General features: G+C 50.2%; 17 protein-coding genes. 14 read left to right on the top strand and 3 right to left on the bottom strand.

Annotation, left to right across the window (positions count from 1 at the left end; translation table 11 throughout):
* The first annotated feature begins 100 nt into the window (after positions 1–100).
* The 6 genes from SIB83_RS01120 to SIB83_RS01095 all read left to right on the top strand — a co-directional run bounded on the left by SIB83_RS01120 (position 101) and on the right by SIB83_RS01095 (position 5,289).
* Positions 101–826, top strand: coding sequence for a response regulator (locus SIB83_RS01120; RefSeq protein ID WP_413403025.1), 726 nt, complete (start codon positions 101–103; stop codon positions 824–826).
* A 23-nt stretch (positions 827–849) separates the two neighbouring features.
* Positions 850–2,193 (top strand): ATP-binding protein, encoded by a 1,344-nt coding sequence (locus tag SIB83_RS01115; protein WP_413746518.1) that lies wholly within the window; start codon positions 850–852, stop codon positions 2,191–2,193.
* 74 nt (positions 2,194–2,267) lie between these two features.
* Positions 2,268–3,224 carry a polyphosphate kinase 2 gene (gene ppk2, locus SIB83_RS01110; RefSeq protein WP_413403021.1) on the top strand — a complete coding sequence of 319 codons (957 nt, stop codon included), beginning with the start codon at positions 2,268–2,270 and terminating at the stop codon, positions 3,222–3,224.
* A gap of 324 nt (positions 3,225–3,548) precedes the next feature.
* Complete coding sequence (locus SIB83_RS01105; RefSeq protein WP_413403020.1) at positions 3,549–3,887, top strand: hypothetical protein; 339 nt, start codon at positions 3,549–3,551, stop codon at positions 3,885–3,887.
* 344 nt (positions 3,888–4,231) lie between these two features.
* A complete protein-coding gene (locus SIB83_RS01100; RefSeq protein ID WP_413746517.1) occupies positions 4,232–4,414 on the top strand; it encodes a hypothetical protein in 183 nt (60 codons plus the stop codon).
* 182 nt (positions 4,415–4,596) lie between these two features.
* Complete coding sequence (locus SIB83_RS01095; RefSeq protein ID WP_413746516.1) at positions 4,597–5,289, top strand: ParA family protein; 693 nt, start codon at positions 4,597–4,599, stop codon at positions 5,287–5,289.
* An 84-nt stretch (positions 5,290–5,373) separates the two neighbouring features.
* On the opposite strand, the gene feoB is transcribed toward SIB83_RS01095, so the two are convergent.
* Positions 5,374–7,215, bottom strand: coding sequence for a ferrous iron transport protein B (gene feoB, locus SIB83_RS01090; RefSeq protein ID WP_413746515.1), 1,842 nt, complete (start codon positions 7,213–7,215; stop codon positions 5,374–5,376).
* A 40-nt stretch (positions 7,216–7,255) separates the two neighbouring features.
* Positions 7,256–7,516 (bottom strand): FeoA family protein, encoded by a 261-nt coding sequence (locus tag SIB83_RS01085; RefSeq protein WP_413403014.1) that lies wholly within the window; start codon positions 7,514–7,516, stop codon positions 7,256–7,258.
* A 252-nt stretch (positions 7,517–7,768) separates the two neighbouring features.
* Here SIB83_RS01085 and SIB83_RS01080 point away from each other — a divergent pair, with 252 nt between their 5' ends.
* The 4 genes from SIB83_RS01080 to SIB83_RS01065 all read left to right on the top strand — a co-directional run bounded on the left by SIB83_RS01080 (position 7,769) and on the right by SIB83_RS01065 (position 11,455).
* Entirely contained in the window at positions 7,769–8,257 is a 489-nt protein-coding gene (locus tag SIB83_RS01080) for a hypothetical protein (protein WP_413746514.1), read from the top strand.
* A gap of 503 nt (positions 8,258–8,760) precedes the next feature.
* On the top strand, positions 8,761–9,081 hold the full coding sequence (locus SIB83_RS01075) for a TM2 domain-containing protein (RefSeq protein ID WP_413406462.1): 321 nt from the start codon (positions 8,761–8,763) through the stop codon (positions 9,079–9,081).
* 152 nt (positions 9,082–9,233) lie between these two features.
* Entirely contained in the window at positions 9,234–11,015 is a 1,782-nt protein-coding gene (locus SIB83_RS01070; RefSeq protein ID WP_413746513.1) for an iron uptake porin, read from the top strand.
* 125 nt (positions 11,016–11,140) lie between these two features.
* On the top strand, positions 11,141–11,455 hold the full coding sequence (locus SIB83_RS01065) for a DUF3288 family protein (RefSeq protein ID WP_413746512.1): 315 nt from the start codon (positions 11,141–11,143) through the stop codon (positions 11,453–11,455).
* A gap of 56 nt (positions 11,456–11,511) precedes the next feature.
* Here SIB83_RS01065 and rpe read toward each other — a convergent pair whose 3' ends face one another.
* A complete protein-coding gene (gene rpe / locus SIB83_RS01060) occupies positions 11,512–12,246 on the bottom strand; it encodes a ribulose-phosphate 3-epimerase (protein ID WP_413403006.1) in 735 nt (244 codons plus the stop codon).
* 158 nt (positions 12,247–12,404) lie between these two features.
* On the opposite strand from rpe, the gene glpX reads away from it, so the two are divergent.
* The 4 genes from glpX to gndA all read left to right on the top strand — a co-directional run bounded on the left by glpX (position 12,405) and on the right by gndA (position 17,686).
* Positions 12,405–13,409, top strand: a complete 1,005-nt coding sequence (glpX, locus tag SIB83_RS01055; RefSeq protein ID WP_413746511.1) for a class II fructose-bisphosphatase — start codon at positions 12,405–12,407, stop codon at positions 13,407–13,409.
* Positions 13,410–13,439: 30 nt separating this feature from the next.
* Complete coding sequence (locus SIB83_RS01050; RefSeq protein ID WP_413403002.1) at positions 13,440–14,753, top strand: glutamyl-tRNA reductase; 1,314 nt, start codon at positions 13,440–13,442, stop codon at positions 14,751–14,753.
* 131 nt (positions 14,754–14,884) lie between these two features.
* Entirely contained in the window at positions 14,885–16,180 is a 1,296-nt protein-coding gene (locus SIB83_RS01045; RefSeq protein ID WP_413746510.1) for a glucose-1-phosphate adenylyltransferase, read from the top strand.
* An 87-nt stretch (positions 16,181–16,267) separates the two neighbouring features.
* Positions 16,268–17,686 (top strand): NADP-dependent phosphogluconate dehydrogenase, encoded by a 1,419-nt coding sequence (gndA, locus tag SIB83_RS01040; RefSeq protein WP_413406460.1) that lies wholly within the window; start codon positions 16,268–16,270, stop codon positions 17,684–17,686.
* Positions 17,687–17,695: the final 9 nt, after the last annotated feature.

Below are 17,695 nucleotides of genomic sequence, written 5' to 3'. Positions count from 1 at the left end.
CATGACAATGACCAGTTCAGCTGTGACAAGGTCCGTTTCAGCGCGACAGGACGCAAAGGGATCCATACGATCAGTGCACCTTGAAGCAGCGACAGAACCCATGCCCCGCACTTCGATGATCTGGGTGGTCGATGATGACCCTGATTTGCGTCAGATGGTTGGGACCTATCTGCTGGATCAGGGCTACGACGTACGCAGTCTCAGCGACGTGAAGCAGCTGGAGGCCCGTCTGGAATTTCAGCGACCTGATCTGATCGTGCTCGACCTGATGATGCCCGGTGATGATGGGCTGACTGCTCTTCGTCGCCTCAGGGATGCTGGCGATGACCTGCCGGTAGTGATGCTGACGGCTCGTGGAGAAGGCGTGGATCGCATCATCGGCCTGGAGCAGGGGGCTGATGATTATCTGGCCAAGCCTTTTCTCCCCCGGGAGCTTTCAGCGCGGATTGAAGCTGTTTTGAGGCGGCGCAGTGCTCTGCCCGCAGGCACACCTCTGGCTGAGGGTGGTGATGTGGTGTTTGGAGACAATGTGCTGGATCTGGCTGCCCGAACGCTGACTCGTGAAAGTCAGCCTGTTGTGATCACCAGTGGCGAGTTCAGTCTTCTAGCGTCGTTTGTCCAGCATCCGCACCGCCCTCTGTCGCGGGAACGGTTGATCGAGCTTGCTCGGGGGCCCGGCTGCGACACAGACAGTCGCAGCATGGACGTGCAGGTCTCAAGAGTGCGCAAACTGGTGGAGCCGGACCCAACCCGTCCGCGCTACATCCAGACAGTCTGGGGTTACGGCTATGTGTTCGTTCCTGACGGCCAGCCGCGATCTCGCTGATTTCTCTCTCACGGCTGTTGTCGATGCCTTCCCGTCCCTGGCAGAAGCGTCTCATTGCTCTGCTGGGATGGGGAGGCCTGGCTCTCGGGAGTTCGGCTTTTTGTCTGGTGGTGTTCCAGGCTCTCTTCGGTCGCCAACTGGAACAGTTGCAGACGATTCAGCTCGGAAGGGATCTCGCCCTCAACGTGCGGCTCACTGAGCTGGCACTGGAGCGTTACCCCCCTCATCTGGTTGCTGAATTGAGTGGTCTTGATCTTGAGGTCACGGTTCGTCCCAAACCCGCACCGCTCCCCCCCTCAGCGGCCTTTAAACGTCAAGCCGAAGCGCTCCAGCTTCAGCTCTGTCGACGACTCTCTCACTGTCCAATGGTGCTGCCCGACCGAGCTGCGCGCGGTGAACGCAGTGTGTGGATTGAACTGATTTCTCCTCTTGAGCCCATCTGGCTGCGTGTTGACGTGCCCTCGATGATGCGATGGCCTCCGGAGCCCACGCTGCTTGGGCTTTCACTGGTCGGCGCCGGCATCATCTGCGGCGGACTGTTTCTGCTGGTGGAGGTGGAGGCACCGCTGCGGGGTTTGGAGAAAGCGCTTTCTCGAGTGGGTGATGGCGAGGATCCTGACGCGGTCAGGGCACGTGGAGCTCCTGAAGTTCAGCGCCTCACGCTGCGTTTCAACGCCATGGTGCAGAGGCTGGCTGCCAATCGTCGCGAACGAGCGACGATGCTTGCCGGCATTGCCCATGATCTGAGAGCACCGATCACCCGTCTTCAGTTCCGTCTGTCCATGCCGCAGCTGTCAGCAGATGAGCGGGAGCGTTGTGCTGGAGATCTCCAGTCTCTTGAACGCATCACCGGGCAGTTTTTGCTTTTTGCCGGCGGTGGTGACGGTGAAACCTCAGTGGAGGTTCCCCTGGATCAATTGCTGGCGGAAGTGGCCAGCAGCCACCCCGCTGATCAATTGCGACTCGACCTGGCTCCGCTTTCAGTTTCGGTCAAACCTGTTGCTCTCGGTCGTGCAATCGCCAACCTGGTCGACAATGCTTTCTCTTACGGAGTTGCTCCGGTCATTTTGCGCCTGCATGTCGAAAATGCTCGCTGCTGCATCGAGGTCTGGGATCAGGGTGAGGGGATGCCAGCTCAGCAATGGGATGAGGCATTACAACCTTTTCACCGACTTGATTCATCCCGAGGTCAGCAGGGTCATTGCGGTCTGGGGCTCGCCATTGTGTCCCACGTGGCCCGTCTCCATGGCGGCAGTCTCGAGTGCATCCATAGCGGTGAGATCGATGCTGGGTCTGTTCCAGGCAGGTTCGCGATCCGCTTCAGCCTGCCGTTGCTGGATGGCAAGGGCATCTCTCCGACGAGCTGAAATCTGAGAAAAAATGGAGCAGACGGCGTGTTCACCTCTTCGCTGCCTCCAATAGGAATGGATTTGTTCTGACCATGGGCAACAAAGACAAGAACAGGGCAAAAAAACATCACCACTCAAAGGACAAAACATGTTCAGAGCGAGTGACTGACGTTGCTCTTGAAAGTCTTAGCGGTAGCACGCAGGATATTGAAACTCCATCTGATTTGCTTGGAGGGCTGATGGAAGATCATCATCAAAAAATTGTGAGGTTGAACAAGAAGCTGTATGAGGCTGAATTGATTCGTTTGCAGACTGATCTTGTAAGAATGCAGTACTGGATTCGAGAAACCGGCTATCGGATGATCGTTCTCTTTGAAGGTCGTGATGCAGCCGGCAAAGGGGGCACAATCAAACGACTGACTGAACCATTGAACCCTAGAGGTTGCAGGGTTGTTGCACTTGGAACACCAACGGAGCGTCAGAAAAGTCAGTGGTATTTCCAGCGTTATGTTGAACATTTCCCGGCTGCTGGTGAAATCGTTGTTTTTGATCGAAGCTGGTACAACCGTGCTGGAGTTGAGCGTGTGATGGGGTTCTGCAGCCCCGATCAGGTGGAGCAGTTTCTTGATGATGCCCCTGAATTCGAACGGATGCTGGTGCGCAGCGGCATTCTTGTTCTCAAATATTGGTTTTCAGTAAGTGATACAGAGCAGGAAGTGCGTTTCCAGTCGCGGATTGATGACCCCACCCGTCGCTGGAAGCTGAGCCCCATGGATCTTGAGGCGCGCAATCGTTGGATTGATTTTTCACGAGCCAAGGATGAAATGTTCACGCGGACCAATATTCCTGAGGCTCCCTGGTTCACTGTTGAGGCTGATGACAAACGGAGAGCAAGACTCAATTGTCTCCGCCACGTACTCAGCAAAGTGCCATGGGAAGACATGACACCGCCCGGAATCAAGCTTCCACCAAGACCTAAAAATAGTGACTATGTTCGTCCTCCAATTAACGAACAATTTTTCGTTCCCAATGCTTACCCTTATTCATAGTTTATTTGTTTCGCTTAATACCTTGCACGGGAAGGAATCACTATTGGTTCGACTCACCATTTTTGTCGGCAAGTGATTTGGTTTCTCCTCGGAATCATTGCCAATTGTTTTAACCGCGCATGGCAATATGCTTGTCTCGGTCACAATAAACTCTGCAAGATTTTGCCAGCAGTAAATATTTCCACCAGCTATATGCAATCAATGAATATGTTTATCGATAAATCCACATTGACTCAAGAGTGCTTTAAGAAGGCTGGTGAAGTATCGAGTTGACCCACAATCCCAAAAACTGACCTCTAAGGTATTGGTACTTTTCTATGAGTGATGCCTGAAACAACAGTTGGCTACTTCACGATACGAAGCATTGAGCTCAAGGGTTCGATTGAGGATGGGTATGAAAAGGACAGCCTTGAGAGGTTTCTCAACCAATATGTCAGCAGAGGAGTTCAAGGATCTGTGAGATATTTTTGCAAATCAGAGTCGGAAGTGTGCGCAAAAATCAGGGTGATTATGGAATTTATGCAGCAAGATTTGACGTCAGTAACTGAAATCTTTGAAATGATTCAAACAATTGAACTCGATCAGTGGTTGATGGACCCAAATTCACTAACTGACGCGCCCAGATTGATCAGCCAGGTCAGCACCACTATGCAAGCAGCTTAGTGTATGTCCTGGGTTTATATTTGTAATCAGCGGAATCCTTGCGGGTATAGTTAGTCTAATTAAAAAAAATATACTAAGCTTTTCGTGAATTTTAAGTGCACAGGCTCTTAATTCATATACGGCAAACAAAACAGGTGTGAATTAATTAATAGGAGAATCTTTTCTGAAATCTGCTCTGCAGGATTTTAATTCTTTATTTGGTTTAACCATCCTGAAACTGTTCGTCTTCGCCATAGAAAAGCCAAGGTTGTCCATTGTCAAGACGGTTACGCTTCAACCAGGCGTTGAAGGTTTCTCTTTCCTCATTTTGAGGCAGAGTTTCGTTGGATGATTTTTCGTCCATAGTGAACAATCTGATCAAGGAGGATGATGAAGGTGTTGCATTTCATGCACTGAGCAGTAACTGTTTAGTCATTTTCGGGTTCCTGCCTGTTGGTTCAGATACCGACGATATCAGCGAGCCGGCACACCATGGATTGGCTTGTTGCAACCACCGTTCTGCATTGCTGATTGCTTTGAATGATTGATCCCATACACTCAATCGGGGTTATGACACTCCAGATCACTGGATCTGCTTATTTGTCATCGTTAGTTTTGCTCAGTTGTTACGTATGACGGATTCATTCCATTAATTAGCTCATGGCAGCGAAATGAATGGGACTTGACATCGCTCTTGATGACGTAATGATGCCAGAAAGTTGTTTTAAACATGTTTATCACTGTTTTCGGCCAGAAAGGAGGGGTGGCAAAAACGTGCACTAGCGTGCATCTGGCTGCCATCTGGGCTTGCAAACATAAAAAGGTTGCTTTGATTGATGCCGATAGAAATCGATCGGCTACTGCTTATGGTGCTCGAGAATTGTTGCCCTATCCCGTCATTCCTATAGAAGCGGCAGCTAAGGCAGCTCGAGGTGCAGATATTGTTGTGACAGATGGACAGGCAAGCAGCAATGAAGAAGAACTAAAAAATCTTGTTGAGGGTTCAGATATTATTGTGTTACCGACAACTCCTCAAAGTCGTTCCATAGAGTTAACTGTTGAGATGTCAACCTTACTCAAAAATTATCGCATTCCTTTCGCCGCTTTATTGGTGAAGGTTGATTCACGTAAAAAGTCATCAGCGGAAGCAGCCGTTGAAATCCTTCAGGGTTTTGATATCTGTGTTTTGCAATCCCAGATTCCCCTTTTGAGCGCTTTTGAGAGTGCTGAAACCAATGGAGTGACTGTGGATCAATCAGTTGATAAAAGAGGCAGAGCCCATTCAAGACGTATGGTTGGTTGGCATGCCTATGACAAGGCATGTGTGGAAATTGAAGACCTCTATCAACAACATCGTGAAAAAAATAAGACTTCTTCTCCAATTGGTTGGGATTTCACGCCATTAGAAAAAAGGGTCGCGTAACAGCTTGTTCAGCCGTAGGCATTCACAAAAAAAGCACTGTCTGACTGAGACAGTGCTTTTTCTATTTTGGTTGAAATGAAGAAATTAAGACGCAAATATAAGATTATAGGTTTGGTAAAATCCAAAAGCTACGACCCATGCCACGATCATCGAAACTGCAACGGAAAAGAGAGTAAATCTTGTTGATTTTGTTTCTCCCCAGATTGTTGCAACAGTTGTCAAGCATGGAACGTAGAGAAGACTAAACAGGCAGTAACTGAAGCCTTGTTGAAAGTTAATAGCCCCACCCAATGTTGTTTTTAATGCATCGCTGCCCTCGCCCAATCCGTACATAGTTGCGACTGCAGCAAGCTGCACTTCTTTTGCAACAAATCCAATAATTAGAGATACTGTGAGCAATGGATTAATTCCCAGGGGGCTCATTAGGGGTGCAAAGAATGTTCCAATCTGACCAGCGTAAGTGTTTAAACCTTCTGAACCACCCGGATAGTTAGTAAGGAACCAAGTGATTGTTGTACCAATAATCATGAAAACTGAGAGTTTTTGTACGAAAGTTTTCATTTCACTCCATACATTCAAAGCAACCTGTTTGAAAGTTGGAGTTCTGTAAGGGGGCAATTCGATAACGAAAGGATCTTTTGATTTGAATTGACCACTAGCATTAAAGATTGCTGCCATTACAAAGGCGACAACAAAACTAATGATGTAGAGAAGCCAAAGCGCGTAGAATCCGTTTTTGGGAAGAATAATGCCCAAAAAGAATACGAACACCTGCAATCTGGCTGAGCAGAGTGCGAAGGGAATTACAAGAATGGAAAGAAGCCGCTGGCTTCGCGAGCGAATGGTTCTTGTTCCCATGATTGCAGGAACATTGCAGCCAAACCCGAATAACTGCATGACGAAGCCTCGTCCATCAAGACCTGCTTTGCGCATGATGTTATCCATCAAGTACGCAGCTCTGGATAAGTATCCGCTGTCTTCCAGTGCCTTCATCACAACAAAGAAGAAGGCGACAAGCGGAACAAATCCAAGCAGTGCTGCAAAACCTGCATATGGACCGTTAATGACAAAATCTTTAACGACTTCAGGTAAAAAAGCTAATCCAGGTTCCAGCACTGTCGATTGCAACCAATCAGTGAATTCTCCAACAGGATCCTGTGCTGGCATACCTACGTTCCATATGAAGGCAAAAAGAGCCAACATTGTTAGGAAGAAGATTGGTAGACCAAAGACCGGATGCAAAAGCACAGAGTCAAGCCGGTTTGTAAATGTCACCAGATTTTCTGGTGGCATTTCTATTCCTTGATCTAAAGACTCCTGTATTTCATTATCAGTTATTTTATTTTCACGACAAAATTCAACAAGTTCTGAGACTTTGTAAGAGTCCTTGATGTCGTTAACCGTATTCCAAATTCCGTCAACTGCCAGACTACAGCCAGCACCATATTTTGCGCTGATGGAGAATACGGGCATACCCAGATATTGAGATAATTGCTGGGTGTTGATTTTTACTCCAAAACGTTTGACCTCATCAGCCATGTTCAGAGCAACCAGTGCAGGCAACCCTAATTTTTTAAGCTGGAGTGGAAGCAATATCTGCCTGTCAATCTGAGAAGCATTAATGACACAAACAATTAAATCAAAGCTATATTTTTCAAGAAAATCCTGAACAACTTTTTCGTCTTCTGTGAAACCGTCCAAATCATAGATTCCTGGTAAATCTACGAATTCAACACTTTTTCCTTCGCGCTCTACTTTCGCCTGCATAAAGTCGACAGTCAGCCCAGGCCAGTTGGCGACCCCGGCTGTGGCGTTGGTGACACGATTGAAAAAAGTTGATTTACCCGTGTTGGGCTGACCTATGAAAACTATCCTAGGTAATTCATTTTTTGGTTCTGTCGTTTTGCCGGCTTCTGCAGTGATCATGGTGATGATTTAGGAATTGTTGAATTTGAAAAAAATTGATTCAGGTTTTCTTGAGATCTTCTACATCCGTAATTTCCACCAGTGCTGCTTCTGCCTTTCGTATGGCAATCTCAGTTGTACTTCCGACCCTCACTTCATAAGGGTCTCCACCCGGAGCTTTTCGCATGACCTGAACTTTTCTACCCTTCCTTATACCCATTGCTTCTAATCGGTCTTTAAAGGAATTGCTTAGTTCACTTCCATCACTGCTCACAGCAACAACAGTTGCAGAATGATGAACTGCCAGTTCACTTAGATTCATTTCTTGGCTTTGTCAAAGCATCTCTTCGAATGTTAGTGCTCGAGGCTTCTTGTGGCAATTAAAGAAGGCTTAAAAGTGCAATGCGAGTAGAATTTGTTACGCATAATCTAGTTTCTCTATTTTAAATCTGAAACAATGCCCAGCATTTGCATTGAATCAAGAGATCCGCGTTGTGGCATTTGATACCCGAATGGTGATGATGCTTGCCGGTGTCCAAATCGTTGCTAGCTTCAGAAAAGATTGTTCGTAATCATGCTGATTATTGAAATTGAACTGCTCATTGCGCTGATACTTGTTTTAGTAGCAATCACGCGTCGAACGGCCATTACGCAGTGGCTTGCCAACAGGAGATATCAAACAGGTCTTAAGAGGGCGCGCAAACTTTTTCAGCTATTGGACCAAAAAGATGGTCAAACTGCTATTACTAATCACTTGCTTGAGGAAGGTAATTTTTTACGCTCCAAACGTCGTGTAGGAGCTTTCTATTGTATTCCTTCTGAAAACATAGATGGAGAGATGCAAGATATCATCCTTCGTATGTCACACAAAAACGAGCCACGCTGGGTTGCATTGCGGCGGTTATATTTAAGTGCCATTGAAGACGGTTATTTTAAAAAATCCACCATTGATATCCCCCCTCTTTGGGATCGTGAATTTGATATCGCTTATGAGCATTGGAAAGACAATTTCTCAGGATCTATCAGTCGTGATGGCCAGGAAGAAGCTTGGATTGCAGTTTGACTTTCATTGAGCTAGAGGTTTTCTATCCTTTAGCTCATTTACGATCGTCTTTCAATTCATTGATAAGTAGTTCGATTTGTTTTCTTATCCCTTGATCTCATTGCGTTGCTGATCTTTAGAATCATTTTTTGAATTATTTTTGTAAATGCCTGCAAAAATCTTTTGATTCCGAGTGGAGGTAATTTTCCACACTTGCTGCAATGGGGCATTGTCCCGGATTCATCTTTCTTGATAATAGGCACGGGTGTCGATGAGGACTGTTTTCTTTGGAATTCTTTTCTGACACGTGCGTATTTGCATTGAATGCAGAGATTGTTCGTTTTTGAAAATAACTTTCTAGTTTCTCTACCATTGTTGATCATTGATATCACTGCTTCGTATTTAAATTGGTGCTGATCTTGCAACGTTGGGGTGTTTGGCGGAGACTTTTTATTTGCACCAGTTCACTTGATCTTTAATTGTCAAGTTGTTAGTCTTGGCCTGTATCGCTCACGTTGCAGCAGATGAGAAAAGAATACAAGCATCTCGCCAAAAAGATGTCACATGGTGAGATCATGGCTTTTGAGAATGAGTTTGAACTTCGTTGCAGGCAGCCTTCGTTAGGTGTGGTTTATGCGCTCTTGCTCGGATGGTTCGGATACCACAGATTCTGGCTTAAGGAGCGCAACAATGGAATCATTTACTTGATTTTCTTTTGGACACTGCTTCCAGCTCTGTTTTCCATATTTGATGCGTTGTGTATGCGCGAGTTGTGCACTGGGTACAACAACAAGCTTGCAAAGCAGTTGTACGACGACATCAAGCAAATAAGCCCATATTCCTAAAAAGTCGGAAGCTTTTTCTGTGAGTCTTTTGAGACTTGTTTCTGTGTATCCGTGAGTCGCTTCTTTGGGTCATTTGAATTGTCTCGATCCCTTGCATCCATGCCCTTTTCCCTTACTATTTGGGCTCCTCTATTTTTGGTGTGAGGAACTCCATGAAACTCTTCAAGCAATTGCTTGTTGCCCCCGCTGCCCTGGGCCTGCTGGCTCCTGTGGCTGCTGGCGCAACTGAAGTCAATGTTGCCGGTGTCTCCGACTATGCCTCCGTGTCCCAGGACGCGGTTGCTGTGGATCAGGTCACCAGCATCACCCAGTTCTCCGATGTCTATCCGACTGACTGGGCCTATCAGGCACTCAGCAACCTGATTGAGCGCTACGGCTGTGTGGCCGGTTATCCCAACGGCACCTACCGCGGCAACCGTGCGATGACACGCTTTGAAGCGGCCGCGCTGCTCAACGCCTGTCTCGACCGCGTCACTGAAGTGACCGACGAGCTCAAGCGTCTGATGAAGGAGTTCGAGAAGGAGCTCGCCATCGTCAAGGGCCGTGTTGACGGCCTGGAGGCCCGCGTCGGTGAACTGGAAGCAACCCAGTTCTCCACCACCACCAAGCTTGAAGGTCAGGCAACCTTCGACATCGGTGCCAATAACTTTGGTGGAGATCTAGATGCTCTTGACCTCTTTGAGTTGAGGGATCGTGGTCTGTTCGGTAATCAAGAAATCACTGATGCCGCAATTGATGCGTTTATTAATGGCGGTGCCAATCCTGTTCAAGGGTTCTTTGAGAATATTGGTGCTAGTGATGCTGCAGTCAGCGACCTGTTGCTTAGTGGACAGAACGCTCAGGATTACGAAAATACTCAATATGGTGCGACCACTTTCAATTACGACATTCAGCTCAATCTCAACACCAGCTTTACTGGAAAGGATTTGCTGACCACCACCCTCAGGGCTGGAAATTTTGGTTCGACAAGTTTCTTTGGTGCCCCTTCAACGCTCTCGACGCTTGAAGTAGCTTCTGATTCCCTTGACACAGGCGGCGGATCTGATTCGGTTTACATTGATAAACTGTTTTATTCTGCGCCAATTGGTAGCAGCTTCAGTTTTGTTCTGGGTGCCAACGTCGGTCAGGACGACATGATGCCGATGTGGCCTTCTGTCTATCCCTCAGGCGATGCCAACACAGTGCTCGATGTACTGACTCTCAACGGTGCTCCGGGTGCTTACAACAAGACTCAAGGCCCGGGTGCTGCACTGAACTTCGAAAATGATGGTTTCGTCGCTGGTGTTCAGTACGTAGCCGCCAACGGAATGGTTGGTAATCCACGTCAAGGTGGCATCGCAACCGATGCTGCTGCTGGAGTTGGAACTTTTCAAATTGGCTACCAGGCTGAGCAGTGGGGAATTGCTGGCGTCTATTCCTATCTGCAAGACGCATCTTTGGTTCCCTATTCAACTGCATTTACTCAGTTCAGCTATTTAATTAGCGATAGCTTGAGCGACAGTTCACTCAATGCCTTTGCTCTTTCTGGCTATTGGCAGCCTCAAGATTCAGGCTGGTTCCCCGCAATCAGCGCTGGTTGGGGCATCAATACCCTTAACGATACCGATGGTTCTCCTGATGGTATTGTCACGACTTCCCAGTCTTGGCAGGTCTCACTGCATTGGGACGACGCTTTCCTTCGTGGCAACTCCTTAGGTTTTGCGATCGGTCAGCCAACTTTTGCGACAGCTTTGAAGGGTGGCGATACACCTTTCGATGGCAACTACGCCATGGAGGCTTATTACGGTTTCCAAGTCACAGACAACATCACTGTGACCCCCGCAGTCTTCTATCTGAGTCGTCCCCTGGGTGAATTCACCTACTTGGGTCAGCAAGGAAAGGATGGAACCTTTAACCAGTTCGGTGGTGTGCTTCGTACCACATTCACATTCTGATTAACTAAACCTGGTGAGAGTTGTTCTCTCACCCTTTTCCTTTTCGAAACCAGCCTCTCATTTGGCTGGTTTTTTTAATGGGATTTTTCTATTTTTGAATCATCGAAAAAAAGTTTGTTAATTCCATGGAGACCTCCACAGACCAGACCCATCCTTTGTATAGGACTGACCGTGATCAGGTGGATTCTCTGCTTGGTCACCAAGGAAATCCTGGACCTTTGCAGCTGACTGTGGCGGCTCGACTTTTGATGCGCTATGGAGATTTTCCAGGTGCCCACGACATCAAACAAGACATTCAGAAGCTTCTCGCTGATTGGGGGCTTGACTCCCAAAGTCTGAACGCCCGTTGCCGGGAAATCTGGGCCAGTGGCTGGAAACCAGGTCAGCAGCTCGATGGTGATCTGGGTTCGGGAGCTGATGTGGCCGACCAGGAGAGTTGAGTCGGCTGATGCCCCGGATGCACCGGGGCATGCCTTCGCTTAGACCTATGGCTGCTTCAGGCAGGAGTTGGAAGCACCTTGCCTGCTCTGGCCTCCTCAGCAACACGACGCAGATCGTCGCATCCCTCTTTCAAGGTCGGGTAGGCGAACATTCCGCTTCCTGCGATAAAGCAGTTGGCGCCCGCGGCGCAGCACTGGGAGATGGTCCAGTTGGCCTTGATCCCGCCGTCGACTTCAATATCAACCGTCAGTCCACGTTCATCAATGGTTTTTCTCAGCTGGGCAATCTTGTCCAGCATGGTGGGGATGTAGGCCTGTCCACCAAAACCTGGATTCACAGTCATCACCAAGACATGATCGACCATGTCGAGCACGTTTTTGACCATTTCCATCGGTGTGTGCGGATTCATCGCAACCGATGGACTGCCACCGAGCTGGCGGATTCTTCCCAGAACTCGGTGTAGGTGTGTGTTGGCTTCCACGTGAGCAATCACCACCCCTGGTTCTCCATTGGGTCCCTTAGTGGCATCGACGTATTGATCAAGCATCGTTTCCGCGTTGTATTGGCTCACCATCAGCTGTGTTTCGAATTTCACATTGCAGTACCTGCGGCATGCCTTGATGAGTTCTGGGCCAAAGGTGAGGTTCGGAACGAAGTTGCCATCCATCACATCGAATTGAATTCTGTCCACACCCGCGTCTTCGAGATCCTTCACGCATTGACCCATGGCGGCCCAATCAGCAGGAAGCACCGATGGAATGATCTGAATGGGGCGTTCGGATGCTGTCATTGAAGGGCTTAAAACTCGAGGGATTTTAGAGAAGCACCATTGATCTAAGGCCTGCTCGAAGTCACTGATACAGTAAACCGCGCTTTTGAGCGAAAAGCCCAGTGGCGCCAAGTCCTGAGAGCTGATCCTCACCGCATTTAGTTCCCCGCCGCACTCCAGTGGATCGCACTCTCATCCAGGAAATTCTCGAGGTCGTTGAGCAGGCAGCCATCGCCTCAGCTCGCCTCACAGGCCTCGGCAAGAAGGATGAAGCCGATGCTGCTGCCGTCGAAGCCATGCGACAGCGCATGGGTCAGATCCAGATGCAAGGCCGAATTGTCATCGGTGAAGGCGAGCGTGATGAAGCTCCCATGCTTTACATCGGAGAGGAGGTGGGCAGCGGTAGTGGCCCTGGCGTCGATTTCGCTGTTGATCCCTGCGAAGGAACCAATCTCTGTGCCAACAACCAGCGCGGTTCGATGGCTGTGCTGGCGGCTTCCGATCGTGGCGGTCTGTTCAATGCACCTGACTTCTACATGAAAAAGCTGGCCGCTCCCCCAGCTGCAAAAGGCAAGGTGGATATTCGCAAGTCAGCCACCGAAAACATCAAGATTCTCAGCGAATGTCTCGGTCTTGCTGTTGACGAGCTCACCATCGTCGTGATGGACCGCACCCGCCACAAGGACCTGATCGCCGAAATCCGTTCAACGGGAGCACGTGTTCAACCCATCTCAGATGGTGATGTCCAGGCAGCCATCGCCTGCGGCTTCGCCGGCACGGGGACCCATTGCTTGATGGGTATTGGCGCTGCTCCCGAGGGCGTGATCTCTGCAGCCGCCATGCGTGCTCTTGGAGGACATTTTCAGGGTCAGCTCGTTTATGACCCCGCTGTGGCCCAAACCAAGGAATGGGCGGACCTCACCAAAGAGGGAAACCTCGCCCGTCTTGAAGAGATGGGCATCAGTGATCCCGACAAGATCTACGAGGCTGATGAACTGGCCTCCGGTGAGCATGTGGTGTTTGCTGGCAGCGGCATCACCGATGGTCTGCTGTTCCACGGCGTTAAGTTCGAAAAGGACTGCACCCGCACCAGCAGCCTTGTGATCAGCAATCTTGACGACACCTGCCGTTTCACCAACACGGTTCATATCAAGGAAGGCGCACAGAGCATCGCTCTGAGCTGATCTCTTTCTTCAAGCAGCGAGGGTTTCTCCATGCATATCGCCGTTGTCGGCCTCAGTCATCGAACGGCACCGGTTGAAGTGCGCGAAAAGCTCAGTATTCCTGAGCAAACCATGGAGGAATCCCTGCAGAACCTGCGGGGCCATGATCAGGTGCTTGAGGCTTCGATCCTCAGCACCTGCAATCGCCTTGAGATTTACACCCTTGTACGCAATCCTGAACTGGGTATTTCCGCTGTCAGGGAGTTTCTCAGTGGACATTCCGGACTGGACACCGGTGATCTGAAGCCGCATCTGTTCACGTTTCACCACGAGGATGCCGTTGGTCATCTGATGCGGGTTGCCGCAGGCCTTGACAGCTTGGTGCTCGGGGAGGGCCAGATCCTCTCTCAGGTCAAAAAAATGATGCGTCTCGGCCAGGAGCACAAGTCTCTGGGGCCGATTCTCAATCGATTGCTCACGCAAGCTGTAAGCACAGGCAAACGGGTTCGCAGTGAAACGAATCTGGGCACGGGGGCTGTCTCGATCAGCTCGGCAGCTGTTGAACTTGCCCAGCTGAAGTTGGGTCAGAGCCGAGGTGTCGATGATCTGGTCACCCTTGAGGATGAACAGGTGGCCGTCGTCGGCGCCGGCAGAATGAGTCGTTTACTGCTGCAACACCTCAAGGCAAAGGGTGCTTCAGGTGTGGTGGTGTTGAACCGAACCGTGGCTCGCGCACAGTCACTGGCTGCAGACTTTCCCGATCTTCCAGTTCAGTGTCGTCCTCTTGAGGATCTTGATCATTGCCTGAGCACATGCTCGCTTGTTTTCACAAGCACAGCTGCGGACGATCCGATCATTGATGCTGCTCGTCTTCAGCAGTTGAATCGTCGCAGTTCACTGCGGTTGGTCGATATCGGAGTTCCCCGCAATATTGATGCGGATGTGGAGGGAATCACCGGTGTCGAGGCCTATGACGTTGATGATCTCAAGGAGGTTGTCGAACGCAATCAGGAAGCTCGCCAGCAGGTGGCCCGTGAAGCGCAGGGACTCCTCGATGAAGAAGCTCGGTTGTTCCTGGAATGGTGGGACAGCCTTGAGGCTGTCCCGACCATCAACAGACTGCGTTCTTCTCTGGAGTCAATCCGCTCAGAGGAACTGCAGAAAGCGCTCAGCCGTATGGGACCCGACTTCTCGGCTCGCGAACGAAAGGTGGTTGAAGCTCTCAGTAAAGGCATCATCAACAAAATTCTGCACACTCCGGTGACATCCTTGCGAGCACCTCAGCAACGCAGTGAGAGACAGAACGCGTTGATCGTGATTGAGCGTTTGTTTGATCTGGCTCAGGACGATGATTCGGATCGTTGAGTGCTTTTCTATCGAATCGTTCCCTGTCTAAATCTGATTCCCAGCATTCTTGCCGGATCTGTCCCAAGCATTGGTTGGGAGCACCAAAACTCCTGTAGGTTTGCCCGGCAAAGCCGATCTGCGGGGGCGGCATGAAGCGTGTTCTGGCCATCATTCTTGGGGGAGGAGCGGGAACGCGTCTTTATCCCCTCACCAAGATGCGGGCCAAGCCCGCAGTTCCTCTCGCAGGGAAGTACCGATTGATCGATATTCCGATCAGCAACTGCATCAACTCCGACATCAACAAGATGTATGTGATGACGCAGTTCAACAGCGCATCACTCAACCGCCATCTGAGTCAGACGTTCAATCTCAGCAATTCCTTTGGTGGCGGTTTTGTTGAGGTTCTTGCGGCTCAACAGACTCCCGACAGTCCTTCCTGGTTTGAGGGCACCGCAGATGCAGTTCGCAAATATCAGTGGCTGTTTCAGGAATGGGATGTTGATGAATATCTGATCCTTTCCGGCGATCAGCTTTATCGCATGGATTACAGCCTTTTCATTGAACATCACCGGCGCACAGGTGCCGATCTGACTGTGGCTGCTCTTCCTGTGGATGCCAAACAGGCTGAATCCTTCGGCCTGATGAGAACTGATGACAACGGCAACATTCAGGAGTTCCGAGAAAAGCCCAAGGGTGAATCCCTGCTTCAAATGGCTGTGGATACAGCTCGCTTCGGGCTCAGTTCTGAATCTGCCAAGGAGCGTCCCTATCTGGCTTCGATGGGGATTTACGTGTTCAGTCGTCAGACTTTATTTGATCTGCTGGACGGGAATACCAATCACAAGGATTTCGGCAAGGAGGTGATCCCGGAATCCCTGGCTCGTGGAGACAAGCTCCAAAGTTATGTCTTTGATGACTACTGGGAAGACATCGGCACGATCGGTGCGTTTTATGAGGCCAACCTCGCACTCACCCAACAGCCGAAACCTCCTTTCAGCTTTTATGACGAGAAGTTCCCGATCTACACTCGGCCTCGTTATTTACCGCCGAGCAAACTCGTTGATGCTCAGATCACCAATTCCATTATCGGCGAGGGTTCAATTCTGAAGTCTTGCAGTGTTCACCACTGTGTTCTGGGTGTTCGCAGTCGTCTGGAGTCCGATGTCGTCATCCAGGACACCCTGGTGATGGGTGCCGATTTCTTTGAATCAAGTGAAGAGCGTGCTGTTCTGAGAGAACGAGGTGGCATTCCCCTCGGTGTCGGTCAGGGAACCACGGTCAAAGGTGCCATTCTCGATAAGAATACTCGCATCGGTTCCAACGTCACCATCGTGAACAAGGACCATGTAGAGGAGGCTGATCGTCCGGAACTCGGTTTTTACATCCGCAATGGAATCGTTGTTGTGGTGAAGAATGCGTCCATTCCAGATGGCAGCGTGATCTGATCGTTCATTCCTGACAGAGCCAGAACATATTGCAGCCGACTTGGATTGTTGTGGTCACACTGTCGGCAGTGAATGGTTCAGCTGAGCATGTCCAAGGCCCACTTCGGTCTGATTGGTCTCGGCGTGATGGGGGAAAACCTTGTCCTCAACGCCGAGCGCAATGGCTTTTCGAGCGTCGTTTACAACCGCACCTATTCCAAGACGGAAGAATTCATGTCCGGTCGTGGCGCCGGCAAAAACATCCAGGCAGCCACTGACCTTCAGGATTTCGTTGACAAGCTTGAACGTCCTCGACGCATCCTGATGATGGTCAAGGCGGGTGGACCTGTTGATGCTGTGATCCAGCAGATTTCGCCCTATCTGGATGAAGGAGATCTGTTGATCGATGGTGGGAACTCCGAGTATCACGACACCGAACGCCGGGTTGCAGAACTTGAAAGCAAGAGCTTCGGATTCATTGGAATGGGTGTCTCGGGTGGAGCCAAAGGTGCTTTAGAGGGACCCAGCATGATGCCGGGAGGCACCAAGACCTCCTACGACGCCATTGAAAGTCTGGTTCGCAAGATGGCGGCTCAGGTTGAAGATGGTCCGTGTGTGACTTACATCGGTCCCGGAGGTGCGGGCCATTTCGTCAAGACCGTTCACAACGGTATTGAGTACGGCATTGAGCAGATCCTCGCGGAGGGGTATGACCTGATGAAGCGGGCCGGCGGCCTGAGCAGCACTGAGATGGCTGATGTGTTCGCCCACTGGAACAGCACTGAAGAGCTTTCCTCCTATCTCGTCGAAATCACGGAGGTGTGTCTACGCACGATGGACCCCGATGATGGAACTCCTCTGGTGGAAAAAATCCAGGACAAGGCCGGTCAGAAAGGAACCGGTCTCTGGACGGTTGTCAGCGCTCTGCAGATGGGGGCTTCTGTCCCGACGATCTATGCCGCTCTCAATGGACGCGTGATGAGCTCCATGAAAGATCAGCGCATCAAGGCCGAACCGATTCTGAAAGGACCTGCCCTGCAGTCGTTCGACATGGGGACATCAGCCGATGGAATGGCTCCTCTGATGGATGCCATGGTTCTGGCCTGCATGGCCAGCTATGCCCAGGGCATGGAGCTGATGCGCATTGCATCAGCTGAGCACAATTACAACCTGGACATGCCTTCGATCGCACAGATCTGGAAGGGAGGATGCATCATTCGGGCTCGCCTGCTGAAGCGTATTCAGGATGCTTTCACAGCCGATCCCCAGCTGGCGAACCTGCTGATCGACCCCTGGTTCGCCGACCAGGTGAACCGTCGACTGCCCGGTCTGGCCAGAATGGTTGCAGGCGCTGCTGCAGCTGGGATTCCCGTGCCCTGTCTGAGCAGCACACTCGATTACATCAACAGCTATCGCACGGCTCGTCTGCCCCAGAACATCGTGCAGGCCATGCGCGATTGCTTCGGCTCCCATACTTATGAGCGTGTGGACAAGGACGGCATCTTCCACACCGAGTGGCTCAGCTGAGGACCCCGC

Origin of the sequence: Synechococcus sp. MIT S9507 (assembly GCF_047304715.1) — a bacterium.
Lineage (GTDB): Bacteria > Cyanobacteriota > Cyanobacteriia > PCC-6307 > Cyanobiaceae > Synechococcus_C.
The sequence above is the reverse complement of the archived record's forward strand: the minus strand, read 5'-3'. Positions and strand labels throughout refer to the sequence as shown.